Annotated in this window: 18 protein-coding genes and 3 pseudogenes; 7 read left to right on the top strand and 14 right to left on the bottom strand. The window is 66.0% G+C overall.

Translation table 11 applies throughout. The features are described 5' to 3' along the window. Window positions 1-6 precede the first annotated feature (6 nt). The 5 genes and pseudogenes from ACFO60_RS31320 to ACFO60_RS31300 all read right to left on the bottom strand — a co-directional run bounded on the left by ACFO60_RS31320 (window position 7) and on the right by ACFO60_RS31300 (window position 5,597). Entirely contained in the window at window positions 7-1,164 is a 1,158-nt protein-coding gene (locus tag ACFO60_RS31320; RefSeq protein WP_380847513.1) for a hypothetical protein, read from the bottom strand. A 370-nt stretch (window positions 1,165-1,534) separates the two neighbouring features. After that, window positions 1,535-2,158: a hypothetical protein gene (locus ACFO60_RS31315; protein WP_380847510.1), complete on the bottom strand. Its 624-nt coding sequence runs from the start codon at window positions 2,156-2,158 to the stop codon at window positions 1,535-1,537. An 840-nt stretch (window positions 2,159-2,998) separates the two neighbouring features. Then, window positions 2,999-3,685: a helix-turn-helix transcriptional regulator gene (locus tag ACFO60_RS31310; RefSeq protein ID WP_380847507.1), complete on the bottom strand. Its 687-nt coding sequence runs from the start codon at window positions 3,683-3,685 to the stop codon at window positions 2,999-3,001. A 61-nt stretch (window positions 3,686-3,746) separates the two neighbouring features. Beyond that, a pseudogene (locus ACFO60_RS31305) lies at window positions 3,747-4,038 on the bottom strand (hypothetical protein); the annotation flags it as partial. A gap of 188 nt (window positions 4,039-4,226) precedes the next feature. Beyond that, entirely contained in the window at window positions 4,227-5,597 is a 1,371-nt protein-coding gene (locus ACFO60_RS31300; RefSeq protein ID WP_380847504.1) for a hypothetical protein, read from the bottom strand. Between the two features lie 195 nt (window positions 5,598-5,792). On the opposite strand from ACFO60_RS31300, the pseudogene ACFO60_RS31295 reads away from it, so the two are divergent. The 5 genes and pseudogenes from ACFO60_RS31295 to ACFO60_RS31275 all read left to right on the top strand — a co-directional run. Beyond that, window positions 5,793-5,977: pseudogene (locus ACFO60_RS31295) on the top strand (tyrosine-type recombinase/integrase); the annotation flags it as partial. Between the two features lie 285 nt (window positions 5,978-6,262). Continuing rightward, window positions 6,263-6,916, top strand: a complete 654-nt coding sequence (locus ACFO60_RS31290) for a hypothetical protein (RefSeq protein ID WP_380847501.1) — start codon at window positions 6,263-6,265, stop codon at window positions 6,914-6,916. 13 nt (window positions 6,917-6,929) lie between these two features. Further along, complete coding sequence (locus ACFO60_RS31285; RefSeq protein WP_380847498.1) at window positions 6,930-7,382, top strand: NUDIX domain-containing protein; 453 nt, start codon at window positions 6,930-6,932, stop codon at window positions 7,380-7,382. Window positions 7,383-8,003: 621 nt separating this feature from the next. Continuing rightward, window positions 8,004-8,225, top strand: a complete 222-nt coding sequence (locus ACFO60_RS31280) for a hypothetical protein (RefSeq protein ID WP_380847495.1) — start codon at window positions 8,004-8,006, stop codon at window positions 8,223-8,225. 243 nt (window positions 8,226-8,468) lie between these two features. Continuing rightward, a complete protein-coding gene (locus ACFO60_RS31275) occupies window positions 8,469-10,223 on the top strand; it encodes a glycoside hydrolase family 6 protein (protein WP_380847492.1) in 1,755 nt (584 codons plus the stop codon). A gap of 420 nt (window positions 10,224-10,643) precedes the next feature. Here the strand turns inward: ACFO60_RS31275 and ACFO60_RS31270 are convergent, their stop codons facing one another. The 6 genes and pseudogenes from ACFO60_RS31270 to ACFO60_RS31250 form a co-directional block, all read right to left on the bottom strand. Next, entirely contained in the window at window positions 10,644-11,726 is a 1,083-nt protein-coding gene (locus ACFO60_RS31270) for a hypothetical protein (RefSeq protein WP_380847489.1), read from the bottom strand. A gap of 281 nt (window positions 11,727-12,007) precedes the next feature. Then, entirely contained in the window at window positions 12,008-13,216 is a 1,209-nt protein-coding gene (locus ACFO60_RS31265) for a S1 family peptidase (protein WP_380847486.1), read from the bottom strand. A gap of 355 nt (window positions 13,217-13,571) precedes the next feature. Beyond that, window positions 13,572-14,240, bottom strand: a complete 669-nt coding sequence (locus ACFO60_RS31260) for an SgcJ/EcaC family oxidoreductase (protein WP_380847483.1) — start codon at window positions 14,238-14,240, stop codon at window positions 13,572-13,574. Window positions 14,241-14,444: 204 nt separating this feature from the next. Continuing rightward, complete coding sequence (locus ACFO60_RS40865; RefSeq protein WP_417765087.1) at window positions 14,445-14,873, bottom strand: sensor histidine kinase; 429 nt, start codon at window positions 14,871-14,873, stop codon at window positions 14,445-14,447. 36 nt (window positions 14,874-14,909) lie between these two features. Further along, window positions 14,910-15,143, bottom strand: a pseudogene (locus tag ACFO60_RS40860) (sensor histidine kinase); the annotation flags it as partial. A 31-nt stretch (window positions 15,144-15,174) separates the two neighbouring features. After that, window positions 15,175-16,011: a sensor histidine kinase gene (locus tag ACFO60_RS31250; protein ID WP_380847477.1), complete on the bottom strand. Its 837-nt coding sequence runs from the start codon at window positions 16,009-16,011 to the stop codon at window positions 15,175-15,177. Window positions 16,012-16,378: 367 nt separating this feature from the next. Between ACFO60_RS31250 and ACFO60_RS31245 the strand changes: the two genes are divergently transcribed. Together ACFO60_RS31245 and ACFO60_RS31240 are read left to right on the top strand one after the other, a co-directional pair. Then, window positions 16,379-17,626 (top strand): low temperature requirement protein A, encoded by a 1,248-nt coding sequence (locus tag ACFO60_RS31245; RefSeq protein ID WP_380847474.1) that lies wholly within the window; start codon window positions 16,379-16,381, stop codon window positions 17,624-17,626. Window positions 17,627-17,756: 130 nt separating this feature from the next. Then, window positions 17,757-17,987 (top strand): hypothetical protein, encoded by a 231-nt coding sequence (locus ACFO60_RS31240; RefSeq protein ID WP_380847471.1) that lies wholly within the window; start codon window positions 17,757-17,759, stop codon window positions 17,985-17,987. A gap of 1 nt (window position 17,988) precedes the next feature. Here ACFO60_RS31240 and ACFO60_RS31235 read toward each other — a convergent pair whose 3' ends face one another. The 3 genes from ACFO60_RS31235 to ACFO60_RS31225 form a co-directional block, all read right to left on the bottom strand. Then, window positions 17,989-18,309 carry a hypothetical protein gene (locus ACFO60_RS31235; protein WP_380847468.1) on the bottom strand — a complete coding sequence of 107 codons (321 nt, stop codon included), beginning with the start codon at window positions 18,307-18,309 and terminating at the stop codon, window positions 17,989-17,991. Next, a complete protein-coding gene (locus tag ACFO60_RS31230; protein ID WP_380847465.1) occupies window positions 18,306-18,533 on the bottom strand; it encodes a hypothetical protein in 228 nt (75 codons plus the stop codon). Before ACFO60_RS31230 ends, ACFO60_RS31235 begins: the two co-directional genes overlap by 4 nt. Window positions 18,534-18,621: 88 nt before the next feature. Then, window positions 18,622-19,080, bottom strand: coding sequence for a hypothetical protein (locus ACFO60_RS31225; RefSeq protein WP_380847462.1), 459 nt, complete (start codon window positions 19,078-19,080; stop codon window positions 18,622-18,624). Window positions 19,081-19,410 lie beyond the last annotated feature (330 nt).

Below are 19,410 nucleotides of genomic sequence, written 5' to 3'. Positions count from 1 at the left end.
AAACGTCTAGTACAATCTCGCCTGCCGCTCGCACATTTGATCAATCATGCTTGTGAAAACTGCCATGTTCGTAGACCTATCTGCGATTTCAGCTAAGCCATGCAGTTCCAGGAAACATATCGGATCGCCCGTCTTTGACATATCCTGTCGCGCGACATCTATAGCGCTGGTGCTATAAATTTCATCCACTACCACCACCAAACGAATCGACTGCCGCTCAATTTCAACTTCCCTGCATATGGTGGCGTTCTGCAACCGCATTCTTCCCTCCATTCGTACACGCCTGGCTGCTCCTGCTAGCTGTTTGACCGCCTTACGAACATCCTTTTCAAAGTTGGCCTTGCGGCGCTCCATGGAGCGAGGAGGCACCACGACCTGCTCCGCTTTGACTTCAAAGAAAATCAGACCTGGCTGCGCGACACAGATTAGGTCGATTATTTCCCTCTCGGGTCCCAGGGTTTTATTTGCCACCGGGGAAGGGAAAAGAGAATCTAAATCGAAGAGGCGACCCAATAGCCCTGCAACTACCCTCTCTGAAGCGAGGCCCTGATTAGCCAAGGAAAGGCTATGTGGCTGAACAGATCTGTCCTTCTCCCGTAATGGTGATGGCTCTCTATCGGAAAGATCCGTAGTCGAATTTGCCTCACGCGACGAGATGTGCAGCGAATACTGTTTGACGATGGAGTGATCCTGGTTGATCCGTTCGCCGATAGCATCCATGTATGCCTCCACCAACTCCTTGTTCAAGGAAGACATATCTATAACAGGGTCGCAGAGTTCTTTCTCGCTCCGGATGGAGATGTCAGCCACAAGAGAGATCGAGCAATGATTTAGCTCATTGAATCCATATATGTCAATGGATTCTTGGGCGGCGAATTCGATCAATAACGCACGCTCTTCTTCTGTGAAGATCCGGCTTACATAGAAGCTTTTGTTGGCATCATCTTCGATGCAGCATGCTGCCCAAATAAAGGGGCCGCCCATTAGATCCACTCGTCTAGCTGCAAAATAGAGATTCGCCCCAAAATAGAGGTATCTCAACTTGCTGGTGGGCGCTTTAATGACTAACGCGATCCTAGAGTACTGGCATCGCTCCAAGAAAAAGTTTGCCGTGGTCGCTTGAAGCTTTCGACTAAGCTTCAGCGACGGGGAAAGTACGCCCACGCTAGCGCATCCTCATGTCTCGTCTCGTGACTACTGTAGGTAGGCCGACGAATAATGTCGCGGCCTTGGCAAGCTCTATCGTCTGATGCCTACCTATCGGTTGATCGTTGAGCTGGCCAGCAGGAACCCAATTGTGAGGCCATGCGGCGAGTGGTGAGATAGCCCTGACAGCTAATGGCGATCATTATTTTGACTCGTCCCGTTACCGGGAAAGCGCCGACTATCATGCCAGAATAGAAGCATGAAATACATACTTTTGCGGCGATGCCGCGGTAGCACTACCTGAGCAGGTGCATAAGACGTTACGTCTGCCGTCAGGCCATGGCGGCGACTAGTCTCCCGCAGAGCAGCCTTTTGGAGTACAGACGGCCTAGAAACTTCGGATCCGGGAACGAGTGAGTGTAAGCGGCACCCGCAGTTCCCAATGCGGCTTACTGTTCGTTGGGTCCTCACCCGTCGGGCCGCCACATGGGCACGTCCATATCTCCGTGTCGTCCGCCTCTGTGGGGGGCCAGAACCGAAACCGCACTTCCTTGGTATTCGGCTCCGCGTCGAGGGCCGGCCACGGCTCGATGCAGAAGTCGTAGGTCTGATGCGCCCGCAGCAGCAGCGGGAGGTCCACGGGACCATATCCGTTGCCGTACCATGCTTGCGCGTTTACCCGGTAGTCCCGCGGCACAGTGATCGACCCGTACAAGCTTGACCGTCCGCCGCCTTTCACCAACTTCCCCTTGATCTCCCCCGGATGCGGTGGCCGTATCTCCTCGTGGCGACGCTCGCGCTCCTCACGACGCCGATCACGCTCGATCTCCGACAGCGTCGCCGCTTCCTCGGCGGACTTACGCGCGGCCTCGGCGGAATCCTTCCCCGCCTGGGCTGAATCCTTTGCATGCCCTGCGGAACTCCGGGCGAAGACGACGGCGGCCACCGCAGCGACGCCGCTGAGCAGGGCCACCACGACTCCGGCGAGGGCAATCCAGTTCTCCACGTCCATGGACGCACGGTAGCGATCCTCGCTCGGTGTTCGAGGCGGGACCGGCAAGAATGCCGGGATGACGCCACACAGTGCGGTATCTGAGCTCGGCGGGGCTCTCGCCACCACCGAGCGCTCGTTGGTTCGCGCTCTGAAGCTCAGCCCGGACAATGCTGTCGAAGCAAGCAACTAGGGCACCTAGGCTAGACCGCCCAACATACGTGCAATGATCAAGAGCCGGAACGATAGCCGTTAGGATATTTCTGCAGGTCAAAGAGAGATAGCACAGGCAGAGACACTGCTCTCCTAAAGCGGGTGCCGCAGGTTCGAATCCTGCCGGGGGCACCTCTACCAGGCCGAACAGGCCTCTAGCTGGCGGTTTGCCAAGCTCTAGCAATAATCTTGTGCAGCTGTAGGCCACCCCGAGCAGCCGCATGTCAGCGGTCGCGGGATATACGCGGGAGGGCTCGGGATACCTTTGCCCAGGTCGGCCGTGAAGTTCTATGCGGCAGAGGCTCGCCCACCGCCGTCCAGCCCTCAATGTTCCCCCATACGAGAAGCCGGACAACATGACCTCGTACCAGGAGCAACCACGTGCTCGTCTACGGTCCGCTCCTCTTCAGCGACCGCCCGCGCCTTGGCAGTCGCTACCCCCGTTAGCGGTAGGCGGCCTGTCCTGCGTCGGGTTCGGCGTGACCCTCGAATGCCCCGGCGACCTGATGCTCGTCGTCTCAAGCACCACCGCTGGCGGCCCGCCCATATGAGCGGCACGCCGCGGTTCCCCATGGCTCAACGCGCGGGTGTGCCGCCGACCGAGATCGCTCAGCGCGCCGGCCATGGCGTTGACGTGCTCCTGCGCGACTACGCGATGGGCTCCCGAAAAGAGTTCCCCAGATCGGTGTCAGCTGCCGACGGGGCGTTCCTGCGGCGCAGGTAGTGCAAGAAATCAAGCTCACCGCTGATGCCGAGCTGCGCTCGGCTGGTCCGCAGCAATCCCGATACCTGGGCCTTGCTCAGGTTGAGCCGCACTGCTATCTCGTCACGGCTCAGGCCGTTCGTCCGCAGGTCCAACACCACGCGCTCCAACGGGGTGAGATCGGCCTCGGACAGCAGGCGCAGGCTACCAAGCCGCTCGGCCTCCAGCATGAGCTGTCGGACGGCCTTCTCCCGTTCCTCGTGGCTGAGCGACTCTACGCTGGCCTGCTCAACAAGGCGCTCGACCTGCCGCTCCTGTTCGACGGTGAGGTCCGCGAGGTCGACTTGGCCCCCGGGATAGCTGAAGCTGCGCACGCGGTCGATGAGACGCTCGAAGGCGTCCCGATGACGGCGCATGACCATGCGCACACCAACCACGATCGCTACCGGCCAGACGATCGCACCCACCAGATGTGCGATCGCCTCGATCAGCTTCGCCCACGCATCCATTCCCCAATGATGACGTTCGTGCGGGAGGTCAGCCCTGCGTGCGATCCGGATAGTGCAGAAAAGCGATCGAGCAGTTCGGGCGAGGAAGCGGCTGAACGCCCCAACGAGGTCATGAGCGCTCATGAAGAGTGACCTTGAGCGTCGCGAAAGGACCTCGGTAAGTGGCAACGAAGGATGCGAGGGGGTCGTCCCGGCGTTCGTAGCGACGGTGTAAGCGTCGGCGGGAGACGACCCTTTCCACAACCCAGCGATGTCGTCCCAGCTGCCGGCAGGACTCGATCTCTCGGCGACGGCTGAATCCGGCTTCTGGATCACCTTCAGTGCCAGGGCCAAGATTCACGCGTCGCCGACACTCGATCTCTCGGCGGGCGATCCGCGGGATGATTCCGCGCCCGCGCAGGAGGTTCGCAGGCGCGGGTATTCGTAGCCTTGTCACCGTGGAGCTTGGCGGGGCGGCGGCGCCGTGATCCACGCCGGAAGCGGATCGGCGGGAGACCGACCCGCCCGGTTCCCGTCCCTCCCGTCTTGGTCACGATTCCGAGCACATCTATCGCTACGGCAAGACGCACCACCTAGATCAACTTCACACACCTGAGGTTACAAGCTCTGGCGGCTCTCCGTTCGTGGCGAAGAGCCCCCGGTTCGCTTGTCCAGATGGTGACTGTCAGGGGCGGACTTTCACCGTCGCAGTGCCTTTGCAGCTTCGGCTACCTGGGGTGTTATCGCGGGAGACGTCATAGCTCAGCGTGCCCGTGATGGTCGGCTTGTGTGTGAAGGTGAACGTGCCGTCCGCATTCGTTGTGACGTCCGGCAGTGCCGTGGTGGTGCCGCTTACCTGGCGGAAGGCGACGGCCAGCGGCTGAACGCCGGGCGCGGAACCGTCATGCTCGGTGAGTTGACCGGTGAAGGTGATGGTTTGGGAGCGCCGCGCTTGCTCCGGCCCGGTCACGACGATCGTGCACGACGGGAGCGTGGCGTCATCCAGCCGCCACAGGTGGAACGTGCTATCCATCGACTTCTCCACGACGGCGAACAGGTCTGATGCGGAGAAGGCGAGGCCATGAAACCATACGAGGGACTGATCGAACAGCTCGACCTTCGCCCCCGTGTTCACATCGAACAGCACCAGCGGTTCATCATTCACGTCGTCCGTGGATCGAGCGACGGCCATCTGCGTGCCGTCCGGGCTGATGGTGATGTTTTCGTAGGTGAGAACGCCCTCTTCTTGGCCGTAGGAGCGGGCCTTGGTCAGGGTGGTCAAGTTCCAGGCGTTGATGTCGTTGGCTGATCCCGGGGTGTATGCCGTCAAGCCGTCCGGAGCGAGTGCGATACCACCCCAGCCGTTCCACAACGCGTAGTCATAGGAATTGATGGCGCCGCGCAGTGTGGGGGCGCCGTCTTGGAGGTCGTACACCCGCAGGTCCCAGAAGTCTGCCACCACCAGAGTGTTCGCCGAGGCGACGATCTGCGGTGCATCGGCGAGGCGGTTGGTGTCGATGGGGACGGGTTGTGGTGTGGCGGTGGACAGGTCGAGGCCGAGGGCGCCGCCAGAACTATCCCAGGGGCAACCGTAGGAGACCCACAGCCAGTTACCGGACAGCGCGAGCTGGTCCGGGCACGGGTGCGCACTCAGGTCGATCCGCCGGGTGATGGCGAGGTCGGCGGTGTCGATTTCGGTTACTTCGTGCGACCCTCTGACGGTCGCGTACAGGCGGGTGCCGTTCGGTGTGGTGACCAGGTCCCGGACTTCTGACAGGCCGGCGATAGCAGTGGTGAGAGTGCCTTCGGTGTCCGCGACGATGATGCGGTCATCAGTGGCGATGAAGACTTTGCCGCCGCCGACGGCGATCTCGCCTGTGCCTGTGACGTCGCCCAGGGAGGTGAGGGAGTCGGTGGCCGTGGCGGTGGTGGCCTGAGTAACGGCCAGACCGGTCGTCAGGGCAAGGGCGCCGCATAACGCTGTGAGACGCCGGGTGATTTGTGCGAACTTTCGTCTTCCTGTGGTGCGGCTGGTCGTAGGCCAAAATAGGAACACGAAGCCTCCCGAATCATCCCTGATAGGAATATCTGTTCGATAGTAGTCGGACGCACCTGCATGATCCAGTAGTTGTCGGACGCGGGATCGCGAGAAGCAGGCACGCCGCGCCCGAACACAGACCGGCGCCCCCTCTCTGTCAGACTCTCGTGGGACGTGGGGACGAGCAGCAGGCACGGCGATTGGCACTCGCCGCCGGATCCGGTGGCATCGCCTTTGGCGGCTCGACCGTACGATCTGCGTCATGCTGCGGTGTCGTTGTGGCTCAACGCCGGTGTGCCGGCCACAGTGTTGACGCTCTGCTGCGGGTCTACGCGAAGTGCATCGAGGGGCAGCAGGTTCGCGCGAACAACAAGATCTCGGAAGCGCTCAACGACTGATCCACATCGCTGCTCCACGGACCCTGGGTCATCCCGGGGTCTTTGCATTGCCGGGGCTGAGCTGGGAAAACGAGCCAAGATCCATCCTGCGTATATCCCGCGACGGCTGACATGCGGCTGCACACCGCGGCCTACGACTGCGCTGAATCGCAAAGGGGTCGGGGAAGAAGCCCAGCTAGGGGCCTGTCTTGGCTCCTTAGGTCATGGGCGCTGTTCCAGATCGCTTCGTCGGTCTTGGCGCCCTCGCGCTGACGCTGACGGTTGAGGTACTCGGGAGTGCCAGGAGTGTTGACCCTGAAGGGGTGGACCGGAGAACACTGGTGTGGTAATGACCCACGTATGCGCTTCTCGAATGTGCACTCTCAGGGCTTGATTGCCCGGCTCATCGGACGGACACAAAGGATCGATCGGAGAACTCCGGCGCTGCATCTGGAGATGTCTCACACTCCTAAGCGAAACGCATTGCCAACGCCGCAACCAAATAAGGACGAGATTTTCAAGGACTTTGCGTTAGAGAGATATAAGTATATTCTGCAACAGATCCACACGACGAACGAGAACGTCTACAAATTCCTTGCCCTATATCAGGCAATGGCTAGCACGTTGGCGGCCGCCGGCATTGCACTGTTCATCGGACACAAGGGCTGGGGAATCACGCCTGTAGTGACCAGGGCGGGACTCGTAGGCCTGCTATCGCTGATAACCGTCATTGGGACATTCACGATCTTATTGGTTTTCGTTGGAATCCTTACATGGATGGATTACCGAAACGAGGAGTGCGAGCTTACCGATGAAATCGTCCACCCCGGGTTCAGGAAGAAGCCTAGGATGCGAAACTTCTTCCGCTGGTACGAAACTTATATTGTAGCATTCATCGCGAGCTCCATTGTATTCATGTGGTGGTTTGCGGCGACATTCATCCTGCCTTTCGTCGATTAGGGGATTCTATTCCATGAGTCGTCCGGGTTTTGATCACATTGGCGTGGGGGTCGGGATTGTCATTTTTGGCGAAGGGAATCGGATGTTCCTCGCCCGGCGCGGGCCGAAGGCACGCAACGAGCCGGGTACATGGGAGTTTCCTGGAGGCGGGGTCGAGTTAGGAGAGGCTCTAGAGAGTGCGATCAAGCGGGAGATTCGCGAAGAGTATGGAATGGAGGTCGAACTGACGGGCACGCTAGGCGCATTCGACCACTTTCTCCCCGGCGCCGAACATTGGGTGTCGATTACTTATTGCGGAAAACATGTTCGCGGCGAGCCTGTGATCCGCGAACCGGGCAAGTGTACAGACATTGGCTGGTTCGATCTTTGGAATCTCCCAAAGCGGCTTTCGGAAATCACCCAAAAGAATGTGAAGGAGCTGCTTCGCCGAAAGTCTCGTAAGGATGGAGACTCTGGCCATCGGTGATGATGAACGAAGACTCGCTCCTGTCTGACCGTATGGGCGCGTTCATGGCCGCATTTCATCTAGTCGACGGTCATCGGGTTATGCGTTCGGTGCTTCCCGAGTACGTATCCTTCTTAACCCGTTCCAAACGGTCGGGTAAAGAGCGTGAGCGTGCAGCTTGAAGCGATTACGAGCGTCTTGCTGCTAGGTGAGAAGCCGACAGCGCGCAGTTCGCAAGAGTCCTCTCGGTGTATGTGCCACCAGGATGAACCGGCTTCGTCCGCATAGATGCTGCTGTTCGAGGACAGCATCACGCTCACAATGGGCCAGTCAGGGGCCACGACGTCGACCGCCCAGCCGTCGGGCGTGGTCGTGTGGAGACCACCTCCCCAGAGGCCTGCGACGGGACGGCGACACCGGAAAGCTCGCCGATGCCCTCGTGAACGAGTTCGTTGGTGTCCGGCCACCCGGCCTAAGGGGCCGGGTCACGAGCGATTCGTGTGCCTGTCGAGCATTCCAACAGACCTCTGCCGTTGCCGGGGTTCAGGGCCGGGCCTGGCCGTGGGGCTGGTGATCGGGCCGGTTATTGGGCTGGTGATCGGGCCGGCGAGCGGGCCCTGGTCCGGGATCAGGGTGGTGGTCTTGTCCCGTGTCTTCGCCGGGCTCGCCTTGGTCCACCACAGCGCGTGGCCCGCCTGCGAGATCATCGCGCGGCATCTGGTCGCCGGTGGGGAGTGCCCGAGGAACCTGATGCCGTTCCTGGACGATGCGCACCAGGTGGGGCTGCTCCGCGTGGTCGGCCCGGTCTACCAGTTCCGCCATGCCGACCTGCGGGACCACCTCGCCGGCCGGTCGAAGGGCTGAAGCTTTCAGGAGGACCGGCGGGTGACGGGGCCGGTAACGGTGTCCTTGCCGAGCTAGGAAGGCTGATCGCGACCGGTGGACGGGCCGCGGAGGCCTCGCGGCCGGGTGCGCGGTGTACAGGTGTGCGTGATGGGCGAATCGTAGTGTTCGCCCCCTTCTCCGCCTTGGGGGTTTTCCGTCCCCGGCTTGAGGAGGCACAACGTGGTGGTGCGGTGGAGGACGCGGTACCGAGGGACCTTGGCGATGGTCGCGGCAATGGTGGCGTGCGCGGTGGTGGCGGTGGCCGTGCCCGCGCTGGCGGCGATGCCGCCGGCCACGTGCCGGGTGACGTATGTGAAGACCTGGGACAGCAGCGGACGGTTCGGGGCGAGCGTCACCATCGAGAACATGGCCCCGCGGATCACCTCGTGGCGGCTGACGTTCACCTGGCCGGGGGACCAGCGGGTGGACAACGGGTGGTACGCCACGTGGAGCCAGTCGGGCAGGAACGTGACGGCGGTGAATCTGCCGTACAACGGGACGCTGGACCAGGGACAGCGGATCACGCTCGGCTTCAACGGGTCGTACACCGGCACGAACTCGCCGCCCGCGCTGTTCCTGCTGAACGGCGTCGGCTGCCTCGGCCCCAACCCGCCGGTGACCCCGACGCCCACCCCGACCCCCACACCCACCCCGACCCCCACACCCAGTCCCACCCCGACGCCCACGCCCAGTCCTACCCCCACACCGGATCCCGCGCGGGTCGACAACCCGTACGCCGGGGCCGACGGGTACGTCGACCCCACATGGTCGGCCGCCGCGGCGGGTGAGCCCGGCGGGGCGGCGGTGGCGCGGACCTCGACCGGTGTGTGGCTGGACCGGATGTCCCGCATCGCGGGCACCTCCTCGGTACCGGGGCTGCGGGCGCACCTCGACGAGGCGGTGCGGCAGGACGCCGCGAACGGCGCGACGCCGCTCACCGTCCAGATCGTGCTGAACGACCTGCCCGACCGCAACTGCCTGCGGTTCACCAGCACCGGCGACTTCACCATCGCGGCGGACGGCCTCAACCAGTACCGCACCAGGTACGTCGACCCGATCGCCTCGATCCTCGCCGACCCGGCCTACCGGCGGTTGCGCATCATCACGGTGGTCGAGCCGGACTTCCTGCCGGGCCTGGTGATGCCGACCGGCACCATGTACACCATCAACTGCGAACCGGTCCGCGCCAGCGGCGTCTACCCGCTGGCCGTGCGATACGCCCTGACCCGCCTGCACGGCATCCCCAACGTGTACACCTACCTCGACGCCTCCACCCACGGCAGGCTCGGCTGGGCGGACAACTTCGGCCCGGCCGCCGAACTGCTGGCGAGCATCGGCAATGCCACCGGCGGCGGCCTGCCGCCCGTGCACGGCTTCACGGTGAACACCGCCGATTGGGGCGCGCTCACCGAGCCGTTCTTCACCGCCACCACGGTGATCGCCGGGATGCCGGTGAAGTGGACCCGCTGGGTGGACTGGAACGACTACGTGGACGAACTGTCGTACGCCCAGGCGTTCCGGAACCGGCTCATCGCCGCCGGGTTCCCGCCCACCATCGGCATGGTGATCGACACCTCCCGCAACGGCTGGGGCGGCCCGGCCCGCCCGACGGCGCCGAGCACCTCCACCGACGCGAACACCTTCATCGACCAGTCCCGCATGGACCGCCGCGTCACCCTCGCCAACTGGTGCAACCAGACCGGCACCGGGCTCGGCGAGCGACCGCGGGCCGATCCCGCGCCCGGCATCGACGCCTACGCCTGGATCAAGCCGCCCGGTGTCTCCGACGGGGCCAGCGCGGCGGACGTCGTGCCCAACCCGGAGAACATCCCGTTCGACCAGCGGTGCAACCCGCTGTACCAGGAGCCGCGTGGCGCGTACGTGCCGAGCCAGGCGCTGCCGAACGCCCCGGCGGAGGGGCAGTGGTTCTCCGCGCTGTTCCGGCAGCTCCTGGCCAACGCCTACCCGCCGCTGTAGCCGTCAGGCGGGCGCGGTCGTCATCGCCCTCTGGCGGGAGAGCAGCCACCAGAGGGCGAGTTGCACCACGGCGAGCGTGAGGGCGAACGGCATCAGCGTCCACACGCCGACGCCCCTGGGCGATCGCGCAGGCCATCCACGGGAACAGCGCGCCCCCGACGACCGACAGGCCGGCCATGACGCCGATGGCGGTGGGCACCAGCCGGGATTCGGCGAGCCCCGGCACCACCGCCATCGCCGTGGGGAACAGCGGCCCGAGGAAGAATCCGAGCAGCACGGACGCGGCGCTCGCCACCGCCCCCCGCCGGGGCCACCAGGTGCTCGCCGTGACCCCCGCCAGGCAGACGAACGTCATGCCCATCGCGCTCAGCCCGAGCCGGGCGGCCTGCGGGCTGATGAGGAACCGCCGCATGGTCCTCTTCAGGGAAGGTTGCGGAAGACGCCCGAAGCCTTGCCGATCACTCCGGTGGCCAGGAGCGGGCCGCCGGGGACGGCCGACAGCGAAGTCAGTTCACCGCCGGAGGGAACCTTCGTCCAGTGGCCGGAGGGGTCGCGGTGGGCAAGGGCGGAGTCGTCACCGTTGATGTCGGTGGAGCCGAGGAACCAGTGGCCGCCCTTGCCGTCGGGGACGGGTGGGCGGTCACGGACCATGCGGCCGGCCTTTGAGGAGGTGTCCTCGCTGCGCCAGCCGGAACCGGTGTGGGAGAGCAGGAACGACGACGCCCTGATCTCCCCCGTGATCCAGACCCCGGACGGGTCGGCGGTGATGGCGGTCAGCCGAGGACCGGCGGGGCCGGGCGGGGAATCGTCGGACGGAGGCGGAGCCTTGGGCAGCGCCGCGGTCACCTCGACGCGGGTCCAGAGCGTGCCGTCGAAGTGGTGCACCGAGGGGGCGTCGCCGTCGATGGCCCAGATGTCGGAGGCGGAACGGGCGCTGACTCGGTAGGCGGAAAAGGAGACGCTCTGTTCCGTCCAGGTGGCGCCGTTGTAGTGCCAAACCTTGTGGTCGCCCAAGACCCACACGTCTACGTCAGCGGTGACGGCAAGGGTCCCGGCCGTACCGGGCGGTTTCTGGACGATCGCCCAGCTGTGTCCGTCCCAGCGCAGGAGGGAGGTGCCGTTCTCGTCGTTGGTCAGGGCCCACACGTTGGAGGGGGCGGACGCGGCGACCGAGCTGATGCTGCCGCGTTTCACGGGGAAGTCGCTTCGCGTCCAGCGGTCGCCGTCCCAGTGGAAGATTGTGGGGCGGTGCGGGCCGTCGGCCATCGGCAGCCAGGCGCCGATGCCGAGGATGTCCCAGCCGACGGCCCAGGCGTCGTGCTCGCCGGTGGCGATGACCTGTCCGTAGGTGACCGACGACTGGTCGGCCACCAGTTTCCAGCGGTCGTTGCCGTCGTCCCGAGGGGGCGTCCACCAGAACCAGAGGCCGGCGGCGGCTGCGACCGCCGTGACGGCTGCCGCCCACCCGAGCCACCGCCCGGTGGTGGCCGGCTTCACAAACATGATCGAAGCGTATAAAGGCCGCCAGGACGGCGCATGAGTACTCGTACTCAGTCGGATGAGCGCAGGGCCGAGAGCCCTTTGCGGCGATGGGATTGTCGCTGGGGAACCGCCGGCCGGGGAAGTCCACGAAGACCACCGAGGTGCCGGAGCCACTATGCACACCGTCTGGCTGCGCGGAGGCGGGGCATTCACGGGGTGATCCGTTGGGGCCGGCACCCCGCCTCGGGGTGGTGGTGGGGCGGGGCGTCGGAGGTCGTGTCGTCGTGGTCGGCCGCGGGCACTCAGGGGGCGGCGGGTTTGGCCGGTTGGGGTGGTGTGCTGGTGGCGGTCAGCAGTGTCAGGCCGTAGGCGGTGAGGATCTCGTCGATCGGCTGGAAGTAGGTGGTGCCACCGGCCTCGCAGTCGCCTGATCCGCCGGAGGTGACGCCCTGGGCCTGGTCGATGGCGATGAAGGAGCCGCCGGAGTCGCCGGGTTCGGCGCACACGTTGGTGCGGGTCAGCTCGAAGATGCTGCCTTCGGGGTAGGTGACGCTGGCATCGCGTTGCTGGATGAGACCGCAGTACCAGTCGGTGCTGGAGCCCGACCGGCAGACCGAGGACCCCTCGATGGCGACCCGGGCGCCCGCGACGGGCACGGTGCCGTTGACTCCGACGCCGCCGTTGCTCACCGCCGGCTTGAGCGTCCATCCGGGCTTCACCGCGATCCAGGCGTAGTCGTTGCCGGGAAAGGACGATCCCTGGAAGACGCCCTGAGCGGTCCTGTCGACGCCGGTGGTGGCCGCTCCCTTCTTACCGCAGTGACCGGCGCTGACGAACCCCTTGAGGTCTCCTTTGGTCACGGCGAACCCGACCGAGCAGCGGCTCGCCTCTCCGATGTAGTAGGCGTCGCCGCCCCGCACCTCCTCCCCCAGGGACCTCGGGGACTCCGTGGAGGGCACCACGCTCACCACTCCCTTCTCCACCCCGACGGTCTCGATGATCTCTTCGGCCTTCTCCGGTGCCGCCGACAGGACCACGACCTTGTTGTTGCGCACGTCGATGTAGCGCACGCTTCCCGCGCGCGGGTGGGCGGGAAGCGCCTCGTCGAGTTTCTGCTTGATCGGCCGCAGCTGCGCCAGAGAGCGGGCGACGATCTCGGGCCGTGCGCCCGCGGCGAGGATCGCAGGGATGTCGGCCTTGCTGGTGGTGGCCACCACCAGGATTTGCGCGGTGGTCCCGGAGAGCCAGGATCCGGCGAAGCGAGCGCCGAGGGCGCTCCGGAGCTTGGCCTCGATCGGCATCAGCCGGGCCTCGTTGAGCAGTCGGGCCTCGGCCTGTTCCTTGGTGATCCCGAGGTCGCGTTGGAGCGCCTGGATCATGCCCGGCGGCGGGGCGGGTTGTCCGGTTTCGGGGCCTCCCAGCTGATCGCCGGCAGCAGCGGGGCCGGCCGCCAGGCTGAGTGCGGTGACCGCCAGGACGCATCCGGTGACAACGGTGGGTCGACGAAACATAGGCCTCTCCCTGACCTCATCCTTCACAACATCAGGGGGAGCGAACTTCGCATCGGCGTTGATCAAACGATGTGGGCACCGCCACCCTAAGCCAGGCATCTGCGCCCGCCGCCGCACAAGCCGCCCGTGCGGCGAGGTGTTGATGAGAATCTTGCAATCACGGGTCGTGAACGGCGCCCCGCCGCACCGGCCACCCCGCATGGCTCGGCGGGCCCAGCCGGCTCGGGCGCTCCTCATGGCTCGGCGGGGCCGCATGGCTCGGCCACCCCGCATAGCTCGGCCACCCGCATGAGTCATGTGGCCCTGCGAGGTCGTGGTGGGGGGCGAGGTCACTCTTGGGCGTGGGTGTGGGCGGTCAGGAACGCTGTCCTGCCGGGGTGGAGGGAGTGGGCCGCGGGGTCTTGCGCTGGATCTTGCTCTCGTCGACCAGGGTGTTGTGGAACGCCCTGACCAGCCACTGGCCGGCCGTCTTGACCACGATGCTGGTGTTGACGGACAGCGTGCGTGGACGACAGGTGGTCTCCGCGCCCACGAACACGCATCCCTCGCGGACGATGAGCGCTGTCGAGGGCGAGAGCATGTCGATGCGCTCACGGAGGGTGTGGATGCGGCTGTTCTTGAGCTGCTTGTGCAGGAAGCCCTCGTATCGATCGGCTATCTCGTCGCGGGTGTGCATGTGCTCGCCGGTGACGTTCACGAAGTCGGCGTCGGGTGTGTAGGTCGCGGCGTACGCCTTGGCGTCGCCCCGCGCCCACGCCTGGGCTTGCCGCTGGTAGAGCTGGGCCAGGGCGGCGCGGTCCGCGTCGCCCGCCTCTCCCGCGCGCGGGCCGGATGCCGCCGGGACCTGGCCGCCGCCCGCGGGCGTCCCGACCGCCGAGCGGGCTCCGCTCAGTGGTGCGGTCGCCACGGAGGACGTCGCGGATGTCGCCGCGGATGTCGCCGCGGATGTCGCGGAGGTCGTCGCGACGTCGCTCAGGGCCAGTGCGAGCCCGATCAGGGCCGCCAGGTGGATCCTCGGTGTCACGTACTGATCAATGCCCATGGTCCCGCCCGTCCGAAGTGCATCTGAGGCAGATGTATAACTCCTCCCTGAGATGTCGAACGGTGTAACGCGTCTTACCGTGAAGTCGCCCCAAAGATATGACCGGGAATGTTCGCCACGGCCTCATCCCGGCCGTCCGGCATGACCACCCGCGGCCGGGAGGCCCGGACGGCCGCGAGCGTCGGATCAGAGGACGGCAGGGAGGCGGAGCACGAAGCGCGCGCCACCGTCGGCCGACTCCTCGACGTGCAGGGTGCCGTGGTGGGCCGTGGCGATCTCGCGGGCGATGGCCAGGCCCAGGCCTGCGCCTCCGCGGTCGCGGCTGCGGGCGGTGTCCAGGCGCGAGAAGCGATGGAATATGCGTTCGCGGTCGGCCGGAGGGATGCCCTGCCCGTCGTCGGCCACGGCCAGTTCCACGTGGTCGCCCGCGCGGCGCAGGTCCACCTCCAGTCTGCGTGTGGCGTGACGCAGGGCGTTGTCGAGCAGGTTGGCGAGCAATCGGGCTATCTGCCACGAGGCGGCCGTGACCGTCACCGCGGCTTCGAGATCGAGCCGCACCTCGTAGCTCTCCGCCCACCGAGCCGCCACCGTCTCGACCAGGGTCGTCAGGTCCACTTCCTCCCGCTTTCTGTCGAGGTCGGCCTCGAGGGTGGCGAGCAGGAGCAGGTCGCTGATGATGTTCTCCAGCCGGTCGAGGTCCTCCGTCACGTGGTTCAGCAGATCGGGCAGGTCGGTGTCGTCCGGGTGCAGCTGCGCCTCCTCCACCTGCACCCGTACCGCGGCGAGCGGCGTGCGCAGCTCGTGTGAGGCGTCGGCGGCGAATTGCCGTTGCCGCTCCAGCAATTGCTCGGCGGACAGTGCGGCGTAGTCCACGTTCTGTCTCATCGTTCCTCCTTTCGGACGTGCCCGGCCGGGCTCATGAATCTGTCACTTCCTGCGGGTTCCGGCCCGCACTTCGACCGGCCGTAGCGGCCGTAGCGGCCGGATCCGCGAGGGGAAGGCGCAGGACGAAGCGGGCGCCGCCTGTGTCGGACTCCCCGGCGTGCAGGCTGCCGGCGTGGGCCTGGGCGATGTCGCGGGCGATCGCCAGGCCCAGGCCGGTGCCGGCGTGGTCGAGGTGGCGGGCGGCCTTCAGCCGGGTGAAGCGCTGGAAGATCCGTTCTCGCTCGGATTCGGCCACTCCGTCGCCGTCGTCGGTGACCGTCAGCTCGGCGTGGTCGCCGTCGCGGCGCACCCGGATCTCGACCAGGTGCCGGCCGTGCCGTTGGGCGTTGTCCAGCAGGTTGGTGAGCAACCGGCCGATCCGGATCGGGATGGCCTGGACGGTCACCGTGGGCTCCAGCCGGACGAGGACCGCGATGCGGTCGGTCCTGTGGGCGATCTCGTCACGGACCAGTCCGGCGAGATCGACAGGCTGCGGCTTGATGGGCGGGCCGGCCTCCATCTCCGCGAGGAGGCGCAGGTCGGTGATGATCGCGTTCAGCCTGTCGATCTCTCGCAACGCCCGGGCGAGCAGGTCGCCGACGTCGGTCTCGTCGGGATGCAGGGAGGCCTCCTCCAGTTGCACGCGCAGCCCCGCGACCGCCGTGCGCAGTTCGTGTGAGGCGTCGGAGGCGAAGCGCCGCTTCTTCTGCAGCTCGCGCTTCAACTCGCGCATCTTGTCGGAGGGCGTCCGGATCGCTGAACGGGTACGGCCGTCGTCGGATGGGCGCGAGGCCTCCCGGTCGTACAGGCGCGTCGGGCGTGCCGTCACACGTACTCCTTCCGTTGTTCTCATTCCGTGCGTCACCTGAGAGCCGCCGCGGGGGCAGGTAGGTACCGCACGCGCAGACGTCGATGTCCGTTGCCGCCGCCCTCGCTCGAGGGCCGGGCCCGCCGGGTTTCGCCGACTCTGTCGACCCGATCGGGGCGGGTGCGCCGATTGCAGCGATCTTCGTGATGGATCCTGCCGGCGGACATCCGCTGCCATTTGGCTGCCAGTTAAGACAGGACAGCCTCGCGGCCTGTGACAGTTCCGCGACAAATACATGCCGCGGTGTCACAGATCGGAGCGCCGCCCTGTCTTTCGGACGGACAAGACGTAACGGACAAGACGTAACGGAGCGACAGGAGCGGGGACCTTGCCACCAGCCGACGCCGACGTCCGGATCCGGGTCAGGGTCCGGATGAGCGCTCGCGCCATCGACGAACCGCACCGTGCTTCGAGCCAGCTCGAGCTGCTGTTCGATCTCACCTTCGTGGTCGCGGTCGCGACCGTCACCGCCCAGCTCGCGCACGGCATCGCCGACGGTCATGGCCTCGCGGGCCTGCTCCCGTTCCTGCAGGTGTTCTTCGCGATCTGGTGGGCGTGGATGAACTTCACGTGGTTCGCCTCGTCCTACGACACCGACGATGTCGCCTACCGGCTGCTGACCATGGTGCAGATGGCCGGGGTGCTGGTCCTCGCCGCCGGCGTGCCCGCCGCGGCCGGTCACTCCGACTACCGGATCGTCACACTGGGTTACGTCATCATGCGGGTCGGGCTCGTCGCCCAATGGCTGCGAGCCGGCCTCGAAGACCGGGCCGGCCGTCGCACCGCGCTGCGCTATGCCGCCGGCATCGCCGTCATGCAGCTGGGATGGATACTTCGCCATCTCCTCGTGGAGACAGGCGTCCTGCCCTCATCCGCCGCGCTGCCGTTCTTCGCCTGCCTGGTCGTCCTGGAACTCGCGGTGCCGCACTGGGCGGAACGGGCGAAGGCCACCAGCTGGCACCCGCACCACATCGCCGAGCGCTACGGCCTGTTCACGATCATTCTGCTCGGTGAGAGCGTCCTGGCCGCGAGCAGAGGAGTCGAGGGAGCGCTCGAAGCGGACGAGATCAGCGGCCCCTTCGTCGTCGTCGCCGCCTGCGGCCTTGTGCTGCTGTTCGCTCTTTGGTGGCTCTACTTCCTCGTACAGGCGGGGGAAGGACTCAGTGAGCGCCGTCATCGGTCGTATCTGTGGGGATACGGCCACTACGGCATCTTCGCGGCCCTGGCGGCCCTCGGCGCCGGGCTGGAAGTGGCGGTGGAGCAGAGCGGGCACGACGTCGCGGCATCACCGGTGGCGCTCGGCTACGCCGTCGCCGTCCCGGCCGCTTCGTATCTCGCTTCGCTGTGGGCGGTGCACGCGCTCATCGTCACAGAGCCCGTCTTCTCGCCCGCCGCGTTCGCGGGCTGCGTCGCCGTCATCCTGTCGCTGCCTCTCTCGGCGCCGCGGATCGGTGTGGCCGCCGTGGTCGCGGCGATCACGGCCGTCTGCGTCCTGCTGGTCGCCGTCACGATCACGACCGCGGCCGTAGCCGCCCGCCTCCGAGCGCGTCGCCGAGGCTCGCGACCCCCCGGCTGACCTGTTGGGGGGTCGCACGCTTGGCATGGCCGGCCTGGCGCTGTCACAGATCCGGGAGCTGCCCTGTCTTAGCCGACGACCGGTCGGCGGGCCACGCCGGACATCCACTCGATCCACGCATGGAGGAAAGATGAGCGATCCGAACGGTGGGAACGACTTCCTGTACGGACTCGAAGCCGAGGTCGAGGTCGAACTGACCCTGGCCGAAGCGAGCCGTCCGGAGGAGGAGATGGGACGGCCGGTCAGCGAATGGCTGTTCGATCCCACGGACGCCGAGCGCGAGGAGATCGGCCTGCGGGGGCTGCTCGACGCGGTCGTGGCGCTGGAGGACGACTCCCGGCCCGGCGATCACGGCGCGTGAGTCAGACGACGAACAGCAGCACGACGGCGCATGCGCCGATGAAGGTCACGAGCAGGCCCGCCGCGAACAGGGCGGCGTATGACCTTCTTCTGGTCGCCAGGGCCACGAGCAGCCCGGTGGCCGGGATGCCCGCGCCCACCGCGACCGTGACCAGCCTCAGCAGGACTTCGTAGACGTCGGGACCCGGCGAGTGGCCGGCCCTGACCCTGCCGACGAACAGCAACAAGGCCAGCCCCGCCAGGAACGGCGTGCTGACCAGCCAGACCACCGTCATGAGGAAGAGGGGCCTGTCACCACGCCGCCCCGTGCCCTTCGCCTTCATGCCGGAGATTGTCCCGGCGTACGCGGGAGCGGCGCAGCGAATACGCCGGTTTCATCGTTCAGCGAATCGGCCGGCCGCGCCGGGTCGCAGTCGGCGAGGTGGCCGCGCATGAGCAGGTGCTTGAATCGGTGTTCTCCGTCGGCTTTCACCAGCAGGCCGTTGTCGGCGGCGAAGTCGAGAAACCGTCCACGGCGAAGCGGCAACTCGGCCGTGCCCGCCGGCACGGCCGATTCGGCGAGGGACGCCGCCCCGGTTCCGCGTGAAAATGGCCGTTCACGACGCCGGGAGGATGATCCTTCACGCGTCCGGGAATCAGTCGATGCGCTGGCAGATCGACACCGGCAGCCGCGGCGACCAGGTCCTGGTGACCTCGTCGTACCCGCGGGCGTACCCGTTCTTCGCGCCGGCGCAGGGGGCGGCGACCGTCGTCTCCACATAGACGGTCCCGCCGGGAGTGATGGAGTGCGAACGGGCGGTCTGCCACTTGGAGAACGCCACCCGGCCGTTGTTGAACTTGACGGCCAGGTAGACGCGGCCGCCGAGGGTGAAATTGCCGCCGGCGACCTTGAGATGGCCGTTGAAGGTGTAATTGAACAGGAAGGGCTGGGCCAGCCGGAGGTTGTGCAGGGCGCTGGTGGCGGCCGTGCCGGTGACGACGCCCGCGGCGGGCGTGGCCGACGCGTTCGCGGCGGAGCCGAGGGCCGGGACGCCCAGGGCGACGATGCCGGCGGCGGCCGTGACTCCGAGCAAGGTGCGGATGGTGCGGCTCATCGGGATCTCCTCCGTGACGGTGGGACCGTGCGGTCCGGGACGCTGCGTCGATCGAGGGCTTGCACCACCATTGATAGGCGGGACCGCCTGCAATCCGCTGTCAGCGGCCTGAGCCCTGCTTGCAGGCCGCTGTGCGTCGTCCTCGGCCGCGAAAGGTCCGGCGCGACGGGCGGGGCCCGAGTGCTGTGATCTTGGAGTACCGGGTCCCTGACGGCTCTTCCACGTCTTTCTGACTTCGCCATTGACAGGCGGCTCGGCTGACCGTAACCTCAGCGCGAGCCTACTGTTAGTAAACTTTCTTAAGGAAAGGACCCATTCCCGGCGCCTTCG

Source organism: Sphaerisporangium dianthi, from assembly GCF_042654065.1.
Taxonomy (GTDB): domain Bacteria; phylum Actinomycetota; class Actinomycetes; order Streptosporangiales; family Streptosporangiaceae; genus Sphaerisporangium; species Sphaerisporangium dianthi.
This window is presented reverse-complemented; position numbering and strand designations above follow the sequence as displayed.